The sequence below is a fragment of the Bacillus sp. NPDC060175 genome (assembly GCF_042728695.1).
GTDB lineage: Bacteria > Bacillota > Bacilli > Bacillales > Bacillaceae_G > Bacillus_A.
In genome coordinates this window covers 1-18,743 of sequence record NZ_JBHWYR010000024.1, presented here as the reverse complement: position 1 = coordinate 18,743, position 18,743 = coordinate 1, and the positions used below count along the sequence as shown (strand labels likewise).

The following is an 18,743-nucleotide window of genomic DNA, read 5'->3' as shown; positions in this document are numbered from 1 at the left end:
AAGGGGTCTATGCATGAATTTTAAAAATGAAAAAATATCATTACATTTAGAGGTTGTAAATTACCAATATGCAGATGCAAAAGACGAGTGTGATAGAAATTGGTTAAGAGTAAAAGCGAAACTATCAGAAGAAAATAAAGTTTTTGAAACGATGGATCCTTTTTTACAAACATACGATTTACAGTACATGATAAAATGGTTTGAATCTTTACCAAACCCTACATATAACGAACTAGATTTCATAGAACCAAATTTAGCGTTTGAATTTATGGGGGAAAAATCAGGGGAGTTTAACATTGTTATTCGCTTATCGCTGGAACTTAACCCCACATGGTGTAAGGAAGAGGAGTACGAATTTTCTATCGGTATAACTCAAGATGATAAGGAGAATATTATTCGTTCTATTGAAGAGCAACAAAAGAAATTCCCAAAACGATAAAAAAAGACTTGATAACCTACAAGAGGAAATCAAGTCTTTTTATTACATACGATTATCATGCCAGAAGTTTAATGGGAAGTGTTCGTTCTCATTATAGGCTTCTAATTCATATCCTCTTTCTTTCAGCCCTTTAATAATTCCAGGTATTGCTTTAACTGATTGTGGATGAATATCATGCATTAGAATAACTTCTGTTGGGTTTGTAGCACCATGTAGAACGTTTTCTACGATTTTAGCAGATGCAGCGTCTACTGGCATTTTGTTGTATTTCCAGTCTAATGAATCAATTGTCCAGTCCCAAACCTTTAAACCATTTTCTACAACTTTGTTGCGAAGGGCTTCATTTAATCCTGGCATTGAGCCGTAAGCAGGACGTGTTAATACTGGTGATTTTCCTAGGACACCAGCGATTAAGCCTTGGTCTTCTTTCATTTCATCAACGTAATGACCTTCTGTGTACAGCTTCTTGTAGTTATGAGTCATACTGTGCATCCCAACATAGTGGCCTTCAGCATTTTCACGTTTTACAAGATCAGGGAAAGCTTTCACGTTTGAACCAATTAGGAAGAATGTTGCTTTTGCATTTTCTCTCTTTAACATATCTAAAAGCTCAGCTGTGTATTTTCCAGGACCATCGTCAAATGTTAAGTAAGCGACTTTTCTAACTTGCCCGTTATAGTGCTTTGGAGCTTCTTTCGGAGCAAGTGACGTTTGAATTTCACTTACAAGTTGAACAGATTTAGCTTCATCCTCTGTACTTGCTAGAGCGATATGTGTTGATCCGTAAGCAGCTTCGTATGTAAATAATACCCCAGCGCAAATCAACAGAGCCCTTTTCACTAAAGTTGTCATCCGAATTCCATTGTGCATAATTTTCCTACTCTCTATAAAAGTTCTACTCTACTATATTAGCAATTTTAGAGGGGGAAATGCAAAAAAACTTTTTTACAAGCGCAAAGAAGTTTGTAAAAAGGTATGCAAGATTTCACTGTTTTGCAGGTTTGAAAAAATGAAACAAGAATTAAATGAATGGAACTGTATGTAAAATGGTTCATTCATGTTTTTTGTTTTAGAAAGGGAGGATAAGTATGAAAAAACTAGCTTGTTTACATGCTCATCATTCAAATATTGAATACATTGACCGAGCTTTGCAATCATTTGGAATCGAAATACTTCATTTTGTAGATCCCATCTTATCACACAGACTAAAAATAGAACGAGAATTTGAAAAAGAAAAAGCACGAAATAAATTAAAAGATAATATAAAGTATATAGCTGAAAGTGATGTAGATACACTTTTATTAACTTGTACAGATTATATTACGCTATTAGATGAGGATTTCAAAATAGACATACCTATATTGAAAATTGAAGAGCCATTTTTTGAAATGATTTGTCATGTTGAAGAGCCACAAACAATACTTTTTACAAATAATCGCACGGTTTCAGGAACGATGGAACGTTTAAAACAATACGCTCGGCAGAATAATAAATCCATACATGTAAAAGTAGAAGTGATAGAAGGGATATTTGAGTTAATTATGAAAGGTCGTAAAGAAGAGCATGATGCTAAGTTAGAAAAGTATTTATATGAAATTATGAAAGATGGAAACGGAATGCTTTCAGTTGCACAATTATCTATGGTAGACGCTGCTACAAGGGTAGAAAATATAATAGGAAGGAACATAATAAACCCGTTGAATGCGCTAGTGGAGTATTGTATACAGAGTGTGAATGAACAACCGTGTGAAAAATAAGGAAGAGGATATTTGTTGTTTTAAAATGCATCATTAAAAATTTCACATACCGTACTTAAAAAATAAATATAGGAAAACCAAAAAGTAATGTAGAATATATCGTACATACATATGTGAAGTCAACAAAATATATAAAAGAGGTGGACCTATGTTACTTGAAAAAGTAATGCAGCAACTAGAAGAATATGGAACAGAACAAAACCGTAAAACCTTTAAAAATCATGGGGCGAAAGAGCCGTTATTTGGAGTTAGTTTTGCAAATTTAAAATTGGTGAAAAAGAAGATAAAAATAGATCATGATTTAGCAATCTCATTATGGGAAACAAAAAATATGGACGCAATGACTTTAGCAACGATGGTTTTAGATCCGAAGAAACTAACGTCAGAACAGCTAAATAGATGGGTTCAGGATGTTGATTATTATTGTTTAATGGACGTTCTTATGACAGCTATATGTACGTCGCCAATCGCGATAGAAAGAATGGAAGAATGGACGAAGTCTGATGATGAATGGATTGGAAGAGCTGGTTGGTCATTATTAGCGAATATCGCAATAAAAAATAAAACGTTAGACGATGACTTTTTCTTACCGTATTTAGAAGAGATTAAAGTTCATATACATAATGAAAAAAATCGAAAAAGAGAAGCGATGAATAGGGCTTTAATTGCGATAGGGGTTCGAAATGAAGCTTTAGAACAACAAGCAATTGAAATTGCACGCGAAATTGGAAAAGTAGAAGTTGATCATGGTGCGACGTCATGTAAAACACCAGATGCAGAATCCTATATTAAAAAGACACGAGAAAGAGCTGAAAAGAAGAAAGTAAAATAAGCGAAGGAGAAAGGCTATGAAACCAATTGAAGCAGCACGAAGTATTATTGCATCACAATTTTCGAATTGTGATGTTGCTTTACTAGGGGGAAGTGTTGCTAGAGGAGAGGCTACGAAAACATCTGACCTTGATATTGTAATATTTGACCAAAGTTTGTCATCTTGTTATAGAGAATCTTTCTATAGTAATGGCTGGCCTGTTGAAGTATTTGTACATAACTTTGAAACGTATAAAACCTTTTTCAAAAGTGATTGTGAGCGCGGGCGACCTTCATTACCTCAATTAGTTTCAGAAGGAATTGTTTTAAAAGGAAATGATGAAATTGTAAAGATACTCAAAAGAGAAGCGAATGATTTATTAAATAAAGGACCAGAAAAATGGACAGAAGAAACGATGAAGCAGAAACGCTATTTTATTACGGATACTTTGGATGACTTCATTGGTGCAGCAAAGAGAGAAGAAGAATTGTTCATCGCGAATTTATTAGCCGATTTAGTACATGAATATGTTTTAAGGGTAAATGGTCAGTGGCTTGGAAATTCAAAATGGTTTATTAGAGTGTTAAGAAGGTATGACGAGCAATATGCAGAACATTTTGTAGCGGCTTTTGATCATTTTTATAAAACAGAGGAGAAAAATGAATTAATTACTTTTGTAGAAAAAACGCTAGATCAGTATGGAGGAAGAATGTTCGAAGGATTTTCTATAGGGAAATGAGAAGGGGATAGCAAAGTGAATATACCATTCGTTCAATTAAGAGAATTGACACTAGACAATGTAGAAGATCGATATCAATGGTCATTAGATACGGAAGTAACAAAGCATTTAGTTGTACCAGATCAATATCCACCGTTCACTCGTGAAGATACGAGAAGGTGGATTGAAGCATGCATAAGTCGAGAGAATGGTTATGAACAACGAGCTATCGTTACAAAGGAAGGTCTACACATTGGATGGATAGACCTAAAAAACTTTGATAAAACGAATAAAAATGCTGAACTAGGAATTGCAATTGGAAATAAAGAATATTGGGGTAAAGGGTATGGAATGGCAGCTCTATACAGTATGTTACAAATTGGCTTTTCTGAATTCGAATTAGAAAAAATTTGGCTACGAGTAGACGAAGATAATTTACAAGCTAGAAAGAGTTATGAAAACGCTGGATTTGTTTGCGAAGGACTAATGAGAAATGATCGATTACGTCAAGGTAAGTTCATTCATCGCTATCGTTATAGTATGTTAAGAGAAGAATATCAATCTATAATTAGTAGTTTGTAAAAATATTATGTAAACCTAAAGGGGATAGAGAAAGATGATTCGATTACTTACAAAAGAGGATGCGGAAAAATATTGGGAGTTACGTTTACAAGCATTGCAAGTAAATCCAGAGGCATTTATAACAACTTATGAAGAAGCGGTGAGCCAGGAGAATCCTCTTGAGCGAGTTGCTAGTAATTTATCATCTAATAGTAGTTGTACATTTGGTGCTTTTAATGAAGAAAATCAATTAATTGGAGTTGTCACTTTACTAATGGAAGAGAAAGAGGCATATAAGCATAAAGGTCATATCGTTGCGATGTATGTAGATGCACAAAACAGGCGGAACGGATTGGCACATGAGTTAATAGCAAATGCCATTCAAAGAGCGCGAGTAATAAAACTAGAGCAATTAACCTTAGGAGTTGTATCCACAAACGAACCAGCAAAAAAATTGTATGGATCAATGGGCTTTAAAACGTATGGAATTGAAAAAAGAGCTATAAAGGTGAATGGTGTGTATAGTGATGATGAAAATATGGTGTTGTTTCTTTAAAGACTACATCCATAATTAGATTTTTGAATATTAATTATATTCATTTTGTTATATAGTAAAAGGAGAAACTATATAAGGGGTTTTAAGATGAAAGCTATTGCAATAGGGATATTGGCATCGTTTTTCTTTGCCTTTACCTTTGTGTTAAACCGATCGATGGACTTAGAAGGTGGAAGTTGGATTTGGAGTGCATCATTACGGTATTACTTTATGGTTCCCATGCTATTACTAATTGTCATGTATAGAGGGAACTTAAAACAACTCTTTCAATACATGAAAAAAAATCCGAAAGAATGGTTGTTATGGAGTATTGTTGGATTTGGTCTTTTTTATGCACCACTTAGCTTTGCAGGTGCGTTCGGACCAGGTTGGCTTGTAGCATCAACATGGCAAATTACGATCGTCGCAGGGATTTTGTTAACACCATTTTTTGCGGTAGACCCATTGCATAAGAAACTTCCTATGAAGGAATTAGTTATGTCGGGCATTATTTTATTCGGTGTTGTACTTATGCAAGTAGAACATGCTTCTTCATTAGGAATTCGTGAAACCGTTTTATGTGTAGTTCCTGTCCTCATTGCTGCGTTTGCATATCCACTTGGAAATAGAAAAATGATGCAAGTATGTAAGGGCGAATTAGATGTATTCCAACGAGTTCTCGGTATGACATTAGCAAGTTTACCATTTTGGTTTATACTATCTGGTTACGAAGTATCTACAGGTGGATTACCGTCAAGTAGCCAAGTTTTCCAATGTTTTATTGTAGCGGTTAGCTCAGGTTTAATTGCGACAGTATTATTTTTCTTTGCGACAGATCTTGTAAAAGATGATCCGCAAAAATTAGCAACAGTCGAGGCGACACAGTCTGGTGAAGTTTTATTTGCGCTAGTAGGAGAGCTCATCTGGCTATCTGCTCTAATTCCGTCTTCATTATCTTGGATTGGAATGAGCCTTGTAATTGTCGGAATGATACTTCATAGTTATGTAGCTGTAGTTGTAAAAAAAGAGGAAAAAATAACCGCGTAAAAAGATTAGCTCTTTTTTAATAAAGAGCTAGTCTTTTTTCATAAGAAAGGATATGGAAGTATGATGTTACAACGTGTTGAGCATTTAGAAATAGATCCAATTAAGGGAGTATTAAAGCATGCGACCGGTCCGAGTGAAGTAAGCTTAATTAAAGCGGTGTCACTGTATGAAAATAATCATGCAGTGCTATATAAATATGGGAATATGGGTTGCATAGGTATTGCATTAATTGATACAAATAGAGCGAAAATGTGTCACATAGCTGTTGCTGAAATATATCGTCATCAAGGAATTGCACTTCAAATGATAAGAGAAATAATTAGGAAGTATGAGTTAATGTATATAGAGGCAGAGACAGACGAAGAGGCAGTCGAATTTTATAAAAAGTGTAGGTTTAAGATTAAAAGTCTGGGAGAAAAATATCCGGGGGTGGAAAGATTTCATTGCTATCTCGGGAATGAACAGTTTAAAAGTATGCGAAATATGTAATTTTACATATTTAGTTTAGTTTGAAAAAAATGATATATACAGTATATAATAAAGGTAATTGGAAAAATATAGATAAATAGAAATTAGGTGTATAACACATGAGAATGGATAAAAGCAAATTTGTGAAAATTGCAGCTTCAATAGGAGTGTCATCTTTTTTATTAACAGGATGTGCTGATAATGATGAAGAGAACGCACAAAAAGAAAGTAGTGCGGTAAAAACAGATGGTATGAAGCAAGAAAGCGAACAAGAAACATTAAATTGTGATGATAAAGCGCCAACGACAGAAAATATAGAAAAAGAAGAATTATGTAGAGATAATAATTCACCTGCTTCATTTAATAATGAGAGCTCCCATCTGCCAATACTTCCGTTCGTTGCTGGATATTTATTAGCAAGTAAGACGTCGAATATGTATAGTACTGCGAAACCAAATCTTACAAAGAAGCCATATACAAATAATATTATCCCATACCGTGAAAAGGATGAGCGAAGAAGTGGTGGCAGCGGTGGTGGTGGGTATTACGGTGGCACTAGTAGCAATAATGATTCTTCAAAGAAAGTGGATTTGAATAAGCAACAGCCGAGCAGTTCAACTAAAGTGGCACCAGATTCAAATACGTCAAAATCATCTACTACGCAAACACCGAAAGTGAATTCTGGTTCAAATGGAATTGGAAACGCAAAAGCACCAGCTGGATCCTAATTTGAAAGGATAATGGAGAAATGTATACAGAACAAGAACAGGAAGCTTATATGAAAGTATGGTTTTCTCTTGCAGAAGAGGCTAGTAGAAATGGATTTACGTGGCCAAGTCTTTTAGAGAATGAAGAATGGAATCAATATATGGCAACTGGTATGTACCGGATGCCAGTACGTACATATACTGCAATTTCTAAAGCAACAGAAGAAATTATGTATGTGTTATATAAAACATATCAATACATTACAAATACACCAGCACAATTTCAAAAACTTGGTTTTTCACCAGAGACGTGGGAAATTGCAAGAATGAAACATACTGGCTTATTTTCATATTTTACAAGGCTTGATTTCATCGTAAATCATGATGATATTAAATTAATTGAAGTAAATTGCGATACTCCGACAGGTTATTTAGAACCATCTGTCGCCAATGAAGTATTGTGCCGTTATCACGATGTGAATCATCCGAATCATATTGAAGAACACATCGTTCAAGCTTGGGAACAAATTAAACATGATTACAAAATAAGTCCTGACGAAACGATTTATTTTACAAGCTACGATTGGCATGATGAAGATCATCAAACAGTTCAGTTTTTAAGAAGTTATTGCTTACAACAACAAACCGATTATGTAGGAATACAAGATATCGTTGTTGCAGATGATGGAATATACACTCCGGCAGGCGATAAAATTAAATACTTATATCGTTTATATCCAATTGAATATTTAGTTGTAGATACTGATAAAAATGGTAAAAGAATTGGTCTGCAATTTTTAGATCATATCGCACAAGGAAGGGTGCAAATTATTAACCCACCAGCTGCTTTTGTTATGCAAAATAAAGGTATGCTCGCATTGATTTGGCAACTTTATGAAGATGAAGTTTTCTTTGACAAAGAAGAACGAGAGATCATTAAGAAATATTTCCTTCCAACGTATTTTACAAATAAACGATTTTTAGAAAGAAAAGAATCTTATGTTTCAAAACCATTATTTGGCCGCGAAGGCGGCGGAGTATCTATCTATGAAAATGATGAACTATTAGCTGAAGATCAAACAGAGTATTATTTTGAACAACGAAAAATATATCAGCAATATGTAGACATGCCTGACTATACAATTGATACGTGGGATGGACCGTATACTGGTAAACTACTTATCGGTTCTCATTGTATTAGCGGAAGGGCTGCTGGACTGTTTTTACGAGTAGGTGAAAGAATAACAGGGAATTTATCAATGTTTACTGGAGTTACGATTGAAGGATAGCAACAGTTGAATTAAAAGGTAATTAACAAAGAGCGCATCATTTGTAATGCGCTCTTTCATATGAGTATAAAGTTTAAATTAAGATTGCTAGAGTGAAAGTTTTTCATTGCTGTGATGTAACGCTTTCATTTTGTTTCATTTCAAAAATTTTCTTACCATCTTCATCTACAATTTTAATAGAATCTCTAAGTTTAGGCACACCGATATACAAAACAGGGTTTTTATCTTTTCCCTTGTTTTTTTCAATATGTAAGACGATAACGGATGTATCTTTTTCGTCTTTAACTTCTTTTACTGTAATTTTATCGTTTTTATACTTTGCTCCAAATGCTGAATATACCATCTTCTTTCCTTCACTAATGCTATCATTTGAGTAATGAATCATAGTTGGATCTTCTTGTGCTTTTTCGTATAAGTGTGAAGGACCATATCCACCTTCGTTATATCTAGACTTTTCTAACACCCAAAAATCTTCATATTCATTATTAGAAAAAGTACAACCACTTAAATTAATCATTCCTAATAGGAAAAGGGATAATATCATTTTTTTCATCGTGTTCACCTTTCTATATTTATTTCAAATTAATATACCATAATTTAACTGTTTCCGATATGATAAGAACGATAGGTGTATAGTAATCTATACGATTATGTTAAAAATTAAGAAAAATATGATAATATATTCATGTACTAGTTTAAAGCAAAATGGGGGAACAATCGTGAAAATGAATGACATAGTGGCGAATACACAATTTCCAAATACAATCGAAACAATTACAAATGATTTAAAAGCATTAGGGATAGAAAAGGGAATGACAGTTATTGTACATTCTTCATTAAGTTCGATCGGTTGGATATCTGGTGGGGCAGTTGCCGTAGTAGAAGCGTTAATGAAAGTTGTTACAGAAGAAGGAACGATAATTATGCCGACGCAATCTTCGGATTTATCCGATCCAAAACATTGGTCAAGACCACCTGTACCAGAAGAATGGTGGCAAATTATCCGGGATAACGTCCCAGCATTTGACCCGCGTATAACACCAACAAGGGCAATGGGAAAAGTAGTTGAATGTTTTCGTACATATCCGAATGTATTACGAAGTAATCATCCGCTCAGTAGTTTTGCAGCATGGGGGAAATACGCAGAAGAAATTACAGCGAATCATTCACTTTCCATAAGTTTTGGTGAAGAATCGCCATTACGAAAAATATACGATTTAGATGGATACATATTATTACTTGGTGTCGGTTATGACTCCAATACGTCCATACATTTATCTGAGGTACGTACAGGTGCACGCGAGTTAATAAAGGTAGGAGCGCCTATTATAGAAGAAGGTGTAAGAGTATGGAAAGAATTCGTTGAAATGGATTACGATTCTGACACGTTTGTAGAAATCGGAGTTGAATATGAGCTTAAAGGAGCAGTTACGCGTGGGAAGATAGGGAATGCGACGTGCCGTTTTATGAGGCAGCGTGATGCAGTTGACTTTGGAACAGAGTGGTTTCGTGCGAAAAATCAGTAAGGGATGGTTATTATGCAGGGGAAAAAAGTATTAATTACGAGCGGCGGCTGCCTAGAAAAATGGGATCAAGTACGCGGACATACAAATTTAGCAAAAGGTACGATTGGAAGAATTATGGCGGAAGAGCTTATGGCAAAAGGAGCACATGTTATATATTTGCATGGCTATTTTGCTGAGAAGCCAATGGGTGTAAATAACCAATTAGAATTGCACCCATTTGAGGGGATTATTGATTTACAAGATAAGATGAAAAGTATTATTACACATGAAAAAGTAGATGCAGTTATTATGGCTGCTGCTGGCTCAGATTGGGTTGTTGAAAAAATTTGTGATCAAGATGGAACTGTTCTTAATATGAACGGAAAGATTTCAAGTGATATCGCACCGATTATTCATTTTCAAAAAGCACCAAAAGTATTAAAACAAATAAAGAATTGGGATCCAGAAACGATACTCGTTGGCTTTAAACTTGAAAGTGACGTAAATGAAGCAGAACTTATTGAAAGAGCAAGCAAAAGAATGGAAGGTGCAAAAGCGAGTGTAATGGTAGCAAACTCACCGCATTCTTTATATTCTCGCGGTGCTGTACATCACGTTATTGGACAAGATGGTAACGTGAAGTTATGTAATGGGAAAGATGAAACTGCAAAAGAAATTGTCAATATGTTAGAGCATTTATGTAATCGTATCACTACTATGTAAATTTAAGCTTTTAGAAAGAGATGCAGTCGCATAGTATATAATGGAGTTAATATTAACTTAGTGGGGGAACGTATCCCTCACTAAGTATTAAATTGAATCAAATCAATGGAATAGGCCATTAGCTGCTCGTAAATGTGTAATACATGATATATGCATAATGAACATTTTGTGAGGAGTGGATTGTATGGAACATTTATTAAAGCAAGCTATTAAACTTAGAAATGAAAAGAAATATGCGCAGTCTAGAGAGATACTTATAGGATTAACAAATTTTACGAGAGATGCAGAAGTGCTATATCAATGCGCTTGGATACATGATGCTATGGGTCTTGAAATGGAGGCGGTTCCTTATTATGAACAGGCGATTGCGAACGGACTTGATGGTGAATCACTTCGTGGTGCGTATATCGGTCTTGGCAGTACGTATCGTTGTATAGGAGAATATGATAAAGCGATTACTGTATTAGAAGCAGGGATAAAGAAGTTCCCGGAAAATGACGTGATGAAAGTGTTTTTATCATTAGCAAAATATAACGTAAACGAACATGAAGAAGCGATGAAATTATTGCTTGAAACGGTCGTAAAAGTAGATGAGGTAAAAGAATTTGAACGTGCTATCTCATTTTATAAAGATAATTTAAATGAGGTCTTTAAATAGAGGAGAGAAGGAATGAACCCATCAATTTCACGAAGGAAAAAAGGTATTTGGGTTGGACTCGTATCTTTAATTATGTTATCAAACTATTTATTATATGCCCTTCCAATAGTACCAGCTGCCCCGAAAGAAGTAGTCCTCGGTTCATTATTAGATTTTATGTTTGTAATTCCGGTTATCACATATTTCTTTATTATACGGAAAAGATATTCGTTAACGTATATGTTTCCTGTAGTTATAGCTGGATACGTATTCGCAAGATTTATAATTCCTAGTGATTATTTACAAGCTTTTTCATTTGTTTCGTATGTAATAGTTGCTGGAGAAATTGTGTTCGTATGTTTTGAACTGTTTCTTATATATAAAATTATAAGAGTACTTCCTAAAATAATAAAACGATATAAAGAATATAGAAGTGAGTATTCTTCATTTTCTTATGCGATTGATGCAGCATTTGATGCTAATATGAAGAGAAGTAAGGCAGTAAATATCATTCTAACAGAGTGTAAATTACTCTATTATGCTTTTTTATCGTGGCGTGTAAAAGTATTAGAAAGTGAATCCACATACTCATATCATAAAAAGACCGGTGCAATAGGTGTTTATATCATGATTATTCATGCAATAATAATTGAAAGTATCGGTTTTCATTATTTACTTCATCAATGGAATCCAGTAATAGCTTGGATATTACTCATCTTAAACATATATGTGATGTTTTATTTTTTAGCTGAAATCCAAGCGATGCGTAAAAATCCAATTATCGTTGCGGAAGAAAAAGTGATCATTCAAATTGGATTAGGAAAGAAAATCGTTATACCATTTATACAAATTGATAACATTGTGTTTTATAAAGGCGAATCTTTAACGAAAGAAGAAGAGAAAGCGGTTCTTGATGCAACTGTTATGGAATTTATAAAGGAACCTGCAACTTTTGAAATAACGTTAAAGGAGCCAATTAAAGCGCAGTTGTTATATGGATTTTCTAAAACAGTAAGTTGTGTTCACTTAAATGTAGACGATGAACGGAAATTTTATGATGCGGTTATGGAGAAGTTGAAATAGGAGTAAAAATAGTGAAAAATAAAAACTCGCAACTTAATAGCTTGCGGGTTTTCGTCGTAAACAATTAAAAAATATGATAAAATTAAAAGGTAACTTATGGTACGGTTGGTTGTTCAATTATCACTTCTCCGAATAGGAGGGGGGTGATAATACGTGAGTGAAATTGCGTTGCTGTTGCAAGGTGGACTGTTTCTCATTGCATTGTTAACGTTTATTGTCGTCTTAATTGACAAGCTCAAAAAATAACAACCCACCTATGCCTATAGAATGTGGGTTGTTATTTTTGTACGAAACAAATAGGATAAATGAACAATCCAATCTGCTAAGTTACGTGGACTAGTGTGTAGCCGCACACTAGTCTTTTTTATTTATATACAGTTGTTAATTGTTTTATGTGATTGTATTGTTCTTTTCACACTCATTATAACACAGTGTCTTTCCATGAAGAAAGGAGACCGTATGTTCTGATGTGAATTAAATAGAACGTGTAGTTTCTTTAAATAGCCCATCCATATACTGTTTTAAACTTTCCACAAAAAATCCTTTTTTGTCTACATTATTTACGCCGACAATTGGTGATGGAAGATTGTATCTTTTTTCTGATAAATGAACAACAACATCAAAAATATCAAATAGGCGAATGAAGCAGAACAGACCGTCTTTATCACTAAGTAAAATAAAGTAATGGTTTTCACTCGTTGTATTTAATGTATTCCATAAAGAACTTTTGCTTAAGTCACGAACGATACTCTTTTCCTTTAATTCCATGAAATCGGCATTTAATAGAATGGTAGAAATATCAATCGCATCTGGATCTTCAAAGTAGCCATCAATTGTTTGTACAGCAAAAGTATAAGCCATTTTTAATACACTCATTTTATATTTACGGTTATCTAAAAGCAATTCACGTTGAATAGAACTAGCTACTTTTGTTACGCGCTCTTCTTTCCAAATTTCATTATGTAATGAAATATCGTGCTTTTTACATAGTTTCATAATTAATGCATTGGAATAAAGTATCTCATCACTTACTTCGACTACATCTGTCTCAGCGGCTGCTAGCTCCTCACCATGTTCATTCGTATAGAGAGGGGAGTCGATTTGTTTTTTCATTTGCTCAATCTTAAATTGACTTAGTTTATGCCTAATTAAAGGACGGTCAATATTTGTTGTCATATGTTCATGACAGGAATCACAAATTGAGTTTGTGAAATAATATCCACATAATATCTCTGGAATGACATATTGTTCACTAAGTTCTTTCGTATCTTTTCTGCAAATGATGCATTGTGTCATATTTATCACCTTTACCTGCAAATTTGTCTGTAATCTCATTGTAGTGTATTTAATGGTATTTTGGAATATTGTAAAGGAAAATATTATGTGAAATCTAAGTTTAATTTGGTACAATGAAGAGAAGTGCTAGTTTAAAGGAGGACGTTTTTTTGAAATCGAAAGTGCACTTTTGGACATTAGAAGTGCTGATGGTTGTAGGAATTATATTTATTTGCACAAAAATATCGTTTCTATTTCAACCGATTGGTATCTTCATATCAACATTATTTTTCCCAATTTTAATCGCGTTATTTTTATACTTCATATTTAACCCATTGTTAGTCTTTCTGGAGAATAAAAAAGTACCTAGAGGTTTAGCGATTTTACTACTGTATCTTTTTATTATCACATTAACTGGAGTTGCTATTGGAGTAGTTGTTCCAACCATCTCACAACAGCTAATGGATTTAGTGAAAAACATGCCGACTTATATAAAAGAGGGAAAAGTATACATACAAGATCTATCCCATCATAGATTATTTGAATGGCTATCTACACAAAACTACGTTTCCATTGAGACAATTGAGAAAAATGCGATTGAATACTTAAAGGAAATACCAAACACACTTACGTCGAGTGCAACGGCTTTATTTGGTATTATCACGAACGTGGCGTTAGTTATCTTTACAGTACCGTTTATTTTATTTTATATGTTTAAAGATGGACATGCATTTCCAGGGAAAGCTGTTAGTGTATTACCAGAGTCTTACCGTGAAGAAGGACTTCGTATCATAAAGGAAACGAACGAAACATTATCTGCATATATTCAAGGTCAAGCGCTCGTTTGTATGTTTATTGGTGCCTTTACATTTACTGGTTATTTAATCATCGGTTTACCGTATGCTTTCGTTTTAGGAATTATCGCAGCATTTACAAATATAATTCCGAACTTAGGTCCATTTATCGGAGCAGCACCAGCTGTCATTATAGGTCTGTTCGTATCTCCGATGCAAGCTTTGTACGTAATTATTATAGTAACAATCGTACAACAGTTTGAAAGTAACATCATTTCACCGCGTATTATGAGTTCAAAATTAAATATCCATCCGTTAACAATTATCATCCTTATTTTAGGGGTAGGTAATTTCGCGGGAATTATCGGAATGATTTTAGCAGTACCAGCTTATGCGGTAACAAAAACGGTTGTTTCGAACTTAGTGAGATTGTTTAAGACGAAACGAAGTAAACGGAAATAGAATATGTTGAGAAAGATACACCGCTTAATAGTGGTGTATCTTTTGTTTTTTAGAGTGCATGAAATACGTATTATTATATATTTTTCACACATCAAATTAACTGCAACACTTGTATAAATTATTCCTGTTAAACTACGTGGAATCCCTCTGAACTATCCAAATCATTTCTTTACACCGCATCATTAACATCATAATCGACTCCTTTCATTTCTAATATAAGTTCAAACAATTATAGGTGAGTGTAGTACTTGCTTCTACGATCACGAATTTCATCTATAATCTTTTTATACTGTTCCTCTTGTTGTACTTCATTTGCAGATATAGTTTCTTTTTGAATCGTAATGGTTAAAAAGAAAAGGTGAAACTTCATACATGAATTCCTCCTTTCGAATAGGAATTACAGGTGACTACAATAATGACTTTGTCGTTCTTTTACGTTGTACATAGCCTGCTCAATTTGTCGGTCATGAAGCATATCAGACTCAGACAGTTTATTTTTTTGAATGGTAATAGTTAAAAATAATACTCTGAATTTCATTGGATATTACCCCTTTATAATTTATTTAGTAAAGACGATTGTAATAAGAGGACTGGCGCTCTTTCACATCATCCATAATATTTTTAATTTGTTGTTCACGAGAAATTTCATCTCTTGAAAGTTTACGTTTTTGAATGGTAATGGTTAAAAAGAAAGCTTTAAATTTCATTAGGATATTACCCCTTTAAAAAATATTTTTAGTACATTTGTGTATAATACGAACTTTTAATGTCCGTTATTTTATCCATAGTTTGTTTTAATTGTTGTTTACGAAAGATTTCAGCTTCAGATAACGTTTTTTTCTGAAGTGCTGTCGTAAAAAAGAAAATATGAAAAGTCATAGACGAATTCCTCCTTTCGAAAAGGAATTACAGGTGATCACAATAAAGCACTTGGCGCTCCTTAACATCATTCATAGCTTTTGCAATTTGCTCATTATGAAGAATTTCAGCTTTGGAAAGTGTATTTCTTTGAATCGTAATACTTAAAAACAATACGCTAATAGTCATCGAATGTTGCTCCTTTCTTTAAAAAATAATGTAAGAGACTAAAAAATCGCATAAAAAAGCCACAGGAAGATATCGTTCTCCTATGGCTGGGCGTGAAAAAGCCACAGGAAAGTATACGACCTCCTGTGGCGAATTTATGAATTAAAAGAAATAAAGTACGATTTTTAATTCTCCATTAGGGTGGTCGAATTTATATTTAATTGTCCGAAAAACACAGGTGCAGTTAACGCTAACGATAAAGCATCTAATTGTAAGTTCATCATTTCCTTCGACCTCCTTTTAGAATATTTTTCTTACGTTAGTAAGTATATACAATTAATGGATAATTGTAAACATAAAAATTGAAAATTTTTAATTTTGATTAAAATGCGTATATTTTAAAGGGTTTTTAAGGGATACATTGTATAGATTGGATAATAAATAGAACTTGGGGGTGTCTAATGAAGTATATGAATAGAATAGCAGGTGTTATGCTAACAATTTTTTTATTTGTTACTGCTTGTTCTAACGGAGGGAGAATAAAAGAAATATCAGATATTGGACCAGCGGATTTTAAGAAATATACGTGGACGTACGTTGGAAATAATTCTGATGTGTCTGCAATTGTTAAAAGTTTACCTGGTGGTGAAACAGTTCAAAGTATAAGCTTGAAAAATGAGAAAATTGCAGTGAAATACGGTGAAAAAAAGAACGATAAATTAACAGAAGATATGATTGAGACGTATTGGTTTGACGAAAAGGATACGATGAAAAAGAACTTTCTCTTTAATGCTATTTATCTTGCAATTTTAGTACCAAATGCGAAAGGGTATGAGTTTCAGTTGGAAACTAAGAATTTTACACTGAAAAGAGAAGAACTCTTACCCATACTGTATAAAGAATTTAATGATTTTCCGAAAGGCGATCAAATATGGAATAAGGGAATCATAATGAACTTCTTTTATGGTAATTTAGAAAAAATAGTAGCGCTTGTTAATAATAAAAATTTCCGGAAACAATTCTTTGATGAACATCCTATACAGGAAACTAAGTGAGACGGTGGGGGAAAGATGGAGCTTGTTTATAAAATTTCTTATTTCAGAATGTATGATCATTATTTACCAAAGCTAACACAAGTAATAAAGTGTTTAAATGCGGAAGACTTGTGGAAAAGAGATGGTGGGGCTAATTCAATTGGAGGTATAGTATTACATATCTGCGGACATGTAAAAAGAAATACGATTCGTTACTCGAATCCAAATGTAAATTTTGAAAAGGGGATTGAAGAGTACTTTCCAAAGAAGGCATTAAATTCTGAAATGCTGCTGGAAATTGTAGAAAAAGTATTTCGTGAATGGGGAAACAGGTATATAAAAGCATGTAAAGGAAGAACCGATATTGATTTGCATAGCTTATTACACTTAGTCGAGCACACAAGTTATCATTTGGGGCAAGTAGTAGACCGAACGAAATCTTTAAAGCGAGAGAGGTTTAACTTTTGTCAAAATGGTATCAATGAAAAAGATTTGAGAACGAAGATTGAAAATACGGAAATTTTCAGAAGAGGGTCATTCATTATCGAATGATTCTCTTTTTTTTATGAAAATTATGGTAAAAAATAAAATGATGTGATATGGTTAGTTGCATAAGTAATGAACCTATGAACCTAAGGTGGTGAAATGGTGAAACCAACTCTGGAGCAAAACAAATTAATATATATACAAATTGCAGAAACAATTGAAGCTGATATTTTAAAAGACATATTACTTGAAGAAGAACAAGTTCCATCGACAAATCAATTTGCTAAGATGCTACAAATTAACCCGGCAACTGCTGCGAAAGGGGTAAATCTATTAGTGGATGAGGGCATTTTATTTAAAAAGAGAGGGATTGGGATGTTTGTTGCAAAGGGAGCAAAAGAAGTCGTACTAAAAAAAAGACAAAATACTTTTATGACAGAGTATTTACCTAAAGTGTGGGAAGAAGCAAAAGTACTAGAAATATCAAAAGACGAATTGATGGATATGATACAAAAAATTACGAAGGAGGGGAAAGAGTAATGTTTGCACTTGAAACGAAAGATTTAACGAAAAAATATAAAAAGAAACTAGCTGTAAACGAAGTAACAATTAAAGTAGAAAATCATAAAATATATGGTTTGCTTGGAAGAAACGGAGCAGGGAAAACGACATTATTAAACATACTTGCTGGTCAAATTATTTCAAGTAGTGGAAGCGTAGCTGTATTTGGCGAAAATGTATTTGAAAATAGTAAAGCGATGCAAAATATTTGTTTCGTTAGAGTGAAAGAAGAAGCTCATTTAAGTTATAAAGTAAAAGAAATCTTTAAGATGTGTAGCATGTTTTATAAAAATTGGGATGGAAAGTATGCTGAAGAACTTGCAGATAAATTTCAGCTTAATATGACAGAGAAATACCATAAACTATCACATGGCATGCAAACAGTCGTAGGAATTATTCAAGGACTAGCAAGTAGGGCACCAATTACTATTTTTGATGAGCCGACTACCGGTTTAGATGCAGCACATCGAGAGTTGTTTTATAGTTTGCTATTAGAAGATTATGGTGAGTATCCCCGAACAATTATATTATCAACACATTTAGTAGAAGAAGTAACCCATGTAATTGAAGATGTAATCATCATAAAAGAAGGAAGAATAGTTGTTCAATCATCAGTGGAAGATATATTACAACAGGGGCATATAATTTCAGGACAAAAAGATAAGGTAGATGCATTTTCGATTAATAAAAAAGTTATAAATCGAGAAGTTTATGGAAATAAGGGCATTGCTGTTATATGGGAAGAACTTACTAATGAAGATTATTACTCTCTTGAAAAAGAAGAATTAGAAGTTGATAAAATTACATTACAAAAACTATTTATTC

At 33.6% G+C, this 18,743-nt stretch carries 28 protein-coding genes; 20 read left to right on the top strand and 8 right to left on the bottom strand.

Annotated features, from left to right (window positions below; translation table 11 throughout):
- The first annotated feature begins 13 nt into the window (after positions 1-13).
- On the top strand, positions 14-439 hold the full coding sequence (locus tag ACFWDE_RS14110) for a WapI family immunity protein (protein WP_377892925.1): 426 nt from the start codon (positions 14-16) through the stop codon (positions 437-439).
- A 42-nt stretch (positions 440-481) separates the two neighbouring features.
- Here ACFWDE_RS14110 and ACFWDE_RS14105 read toward each other — a convergent pair whose 3' ends face one another.
- Positions 482-1,309 carry a peptidoglycan-N-acetylglucosamine deacetylase gene (locus ACFWDE_RS14105; protein WP_377892923.1) on the bottom strand — a complete coding sequence of 276 codons (828 nt, stop codon included), beginning with the start codon at positions 1,307-1,309 and terminating at the stop codon, positions 482-484.
- A gap of 218 nt (positions 1,310-1,527) precedes the next feature.
- Between ACFWDE_RS14105 and ACFWDE_RS14100 the strand changes: the two genes are divergently transcribed.
- The 9 genes from ACFWDE_RS14100 (at position 1,528) to ACFWDE_RS14060 (ending at position 8,332) form a co-directional block, all read left to right on the top strand.
- Positions 1,528-2,196 carry a hypothetical protein gene (locus ACFWDE_RS14100; protein WP_377892921.1) on the top strand — a complete coding sequence of 223 codons (669 nt, stop codon included), beginning with the start codon at positions 1,528-1,530 and terminating at the stop codon, positions 2,194-2,196.
- Between the two features lie 148 nt (positions 2,197-2,344).
- Positions 2,345-3,028, top strand: a complete 684-nt coding sequence (locus ACFWDE_RS14095; RefSeq protein WP_377892920.1) for a DNA alkylation repair protein — start codon at positions 2,345-2,347, stop codon at positions 3,026-3,028.
- A 16-nt stretch (positions 3,029-3,044) separates the two neighbouring features.
- Positions 3,045-3,746 carry a nucleotidyltransferase domain-containing protein gene (locus tag ACFWDE_RS14090; RefSeq protein WP_377892918.1) on the top strand — a complete coding sequence of 234 codons (702 nt, stop codon included), beginning with the start codon at positions 3,045-3,047 and terminating at the stop codon, positions 3,744-3,746.
- Between the two features lie 15 nt (positions 3,747-3,761).
- Positions 3,762-4,307, top strand: coding sequence for a GNAT family N-acetyltransferase (locus ACFWDE_RS14085; RefSeq protein ID WP_377892916.1), 546 nt, complete (start codon positions 3,762-3,764; stop codon positions 4,305-4,307).
- A gap of 34 nt (positions 4,308-4,341) precedes the next feature.
- Positions 4,342-4,842: a GNAT family N-acetyltransferase gene (locus ACFWDE_RS14080; protein ID WP_016095653.1), complete on the top strand. Its 501-nt coding sequence runs from the start codon at positions 4,342-4,344 to the stop codon at positions 4,840-4,842.
- A gap of 87 nt (positions 4,843-4,929) precedes the next feature.
- Entirely contained in the window at positions 4,930-5,868 is a 939-nt protein-coding gene (locus ACFWDE_RS14075; protein ID WP_377892914.1) for a DMT family transporter, read from the top strand.
- 63 nt (positions 5,869-5,931) lie between these two features.
- On the top strand, positions 5,932-6,357 hold the full coding sequence (locus ACFWDE_RS14070) for a GNAT family N-acetyltransferase (RefSeq protein WP_377892971.1): 426 nt from the start codon (positions 5,932-5,934) through the stop codon (positions 6,355-6,357).
- 98 nt (positions 6,358-6,455) lie between these two features.
- Positions 6,456-7,064, top strand: coding sequence for a hypothetical protein (locus ACFWDE_RS14065; RefSeq protein WP_377892912.1), 609 nt, complete (start codon positions 6,456-6,458; stop codon positions 7,062-7,064).
- A 20-nt stretch (positions 7,065-7,084) separates the two neighbouring features.
- Positions 7,085-8,332: a glutathionylspermidine synthase family protein gene (locus ACFWDE_RS14060; protein ID WP_377892910.1), complete on the top strand. Its 1,248-nt coding sequence runs from the start codon at positions 7,085-7,087 to the stop codon at positions 8,330-8,332.
- Between the two features lie 103 nt (positions 8,333-8,435).
- Here ACFWDE_RS14060 and ACFWDE_RS14055 read toward each other — a convergent pair whose 3' ends face one another.
- Positions 8,436-8,885 (bottom strand): hypothetical protein, encoded by a 450-nt coding sequence (locus ACFWDE_RS14055; protein WP_219919074.1) that lies wholly within the window; start codon positions 8,883-8,885, stop codon positions 8,436-8,438.
- Between the two features lie 172 nt (positions 8,886-9,057).
- Here ACFWDE_RS14055 and ACFWDE_RS14050 point away from each other — a divergent pair, with 172 nt between their 5' ends.
- The 5 genes from ACFWDE_RS14050 to ACFWDE_RS14030 all read left to right on the top strand — a co-directional run bounded on the left by ACFWDE_RS14050 (position 9,058) and on the right by ACFWDE_RS14030 (position 12,526).
- The gene (locus ACFWDE_RS14050) at positions 9,058-9,858 is read left to right on the top strand and encodes an AAC(3) family N-acetyltransferase (protein ID WP_377892969.1); all 801 of its coding nucleotides are present in this window, start codon (positions 9,058-9,060) and stop codon (positions 9,856-9,858) included.
- Positions 9,859-9,870: 12 nt separating this feature from the next.
- Positions 9,871-10,560 (top strand): phosphopantothenoylcysteine decarboxylase domain-containing protein, encoded by a 690-nt coding sequence (locus ACFWDE_RS14045; RefSeq protein ID WP_377892908.1) that lies wholly within the window; start codon positions 9,871-9,873, stop codon positions 10,558-10,560.
- Between the two features lie 184 nt (positions 10,561-10,744).
- Complete coding sequence (locus ACFWDE_RS14040) at positions 10,745-11,218, top strand: tetratricopeptide repeat protein (RefSeq protein WP_377892906.1); 474 nt, start codon at positions 10,745-10,747, stop codon at positions 11,216-11,218.
- Between the two features lie 12 nt (positions 11,219-11,230).
- On the top strand, positions 11,231-12,280 hold the full coding sequence (locus ACFWDE_RS14035) for a hypothetical protein (RefSeq protein WP_377892904.1): 1,050 nt from the start codon (positions 11,231-11,233) through the stop codon (positions 12,278-12,280).
- A 153-nt stretch (positions 12,281-12,433) separates the two neighbouring features.
- Positions 12,434-12,526, top strand: coding sequence for a putative holin-like toxin (locus tag ACFWDE_RS14030; protein WP_001289318.1), 93 nt, complete (start codon positions 12,434-12,436; stop codon positions 12,524-12,526).
- 228 nt (positions 12,527-12,754) lie between these two features.
- On the opposite strand, the gene ACFWDE_RS14025 is transcribed toward ACFWDE_RS14030, so the two are convergent.
- Complete coding sequence (locus tag ACFWDE_RS14025) at positions 12,755-13,576, bottom strand: HNH endonuclease (RefSeq protein ID WP_377892902.1); 822 nt, start codon at positions 13,574-13,576, stop codon at positions 12,755-12,757.
- 149 nt (positions 13,577-13,725) lie between these two features.
- On the opposite strand from ACFWDE_RS14025, the gene ACFWDE_RS14020 reads away from it, so the two are divergent.
- Complete coding sequence (locus ACFWDE_RS14020; protein ID WP_000837889.1) at positions 13,726-14,811, top strand: AI-2E family transporter; 1,086 nt, start codon at positions 13,726-13,728, stop codon at positions 14,809-14,811.
- Positions 14,812-15,040: 229 nt separating this feature from the next.
- Here ACFWDE_RS14020 and ACFWDE_RS14015 read toward each other — a convergent pair whose 3' ends face one another.
- From ACFWDE_RS14015 to ACFWDE_RS13995, 5 genes are read right to left on the bottom strand one after another with little or no spacing between them, the layout of a single operon-like run.
- Complete coding sequence (locus ACFWDE_RS14015) at positions 15,041-15,181, bottom strand: YrzI family small protein (protein ID WP_212936222.1); 141 nt, start codon at positions 15,179-15,181, stop codon at positions 15,041-15,043.
- A gap of 27 nt (positions 15,182-15,208) precedes the next feature.
- The gene (locus ACFWDE_RS14010) at positions 15,209-15,349 is read right to left on the bottom strand and encodes a YrzI family small protein (RefSeq protein WP_000672237.1); all 141 of its coding nucleotides are present in this window, start codon (positions 15,347-15,349) and stop codon (positions 15,209-15,211) included.
- A 25-nt stretch (positions 15,350-15,374) separates the two neighbouring features.
- A complete protein-coding gene (locus ACFWDE_RS14005) occupies positions 15,375-15,518 on the bottom strand; it encodes a YrzI family small protein (protein WP_002120145.1) in 144 nt (47 codons plus the stop codon).
- A 28-nt stretch (positions 15,519-15,546) separates the two neighbouring features.
- Complete coding sequence (locus ACFWDE_RS14000) at positions 15,547-15,690, bottom strand: YrzI family small protein (protein WP_000142704.1); 144 nt, start codon at positions 15,688-15,690, stop codon at positions 15,547-15,549.
- Between the two features lie 27 nt (positions 15,691-15,717).
- On the bottom strand, positions 15,718-15,858 hold the full coding sequence (locus ACFWDE_RS13995; protein ID WP_002110421.1) for a YrzI family small protein: 141 nt from the start codon (positions 15,856-15,858) through the stop codon (positions 15,718-15,720).
- 440 nt (positions 15,859-16,298) lie between these two features.
- Between ACFWDE_RS13995 and ACFWDE_RS13990 the strand changes: the two genes are divergently transcribed.
- The 4 genes from ACFWDE_RS13990 to ACFWDE_RS13975 all read left to right on the top strand — a co-directional run.
- Positions 16,299-16,892 (top strand): DUF4825 domain-containing protein, encoded by a 594-nt coding sequence (locus tag ACFWDE_RS13990; RefSeq protein ID WP_377892900.1) that lies wholly within the window; start codon positions 16,299-16,301, stop codon positions 16,890-16,892.
- 15 nt (positions 16,893-16,907) lie between these two features.
- The gene (locus ACFWDE_RS13985) at positions 16,908-17,423 is read left to right on the top strand and encodes a DinB family protein (RefSeq protein ID WP_377892899.1); all 516 of its coding nucleotides are present in this window, start codon (positions 16,908-16,910) and stop codon (positions 17,421-17,423) included.
- A gap of 96 nt (positions 17,424-17,519) precedes the next feature.
- The gene (locus ACFWDE_RS13980; protein WP_377892968.1) at positions 17,520-17,897 is read left to right on the top strand and encodes a GntR family transcriptional regulator; all 378 of its coding nucleotides are present in this window, start codon (positions 17,520-17,522) and stop codon (positions 17,895-17,897) included.
- On the top strand, positions 17,897-18,743 hold an 847-nt coding region (locus ACFWDE_RS13975), incomplete at its 3' end, for an ABC transporter ATP-binding protein (protein ID WP_377892898.1). The genes ACFWDE_RS13980 and ACFWDE_RS13975, both read left to right, overlap by 1 nt.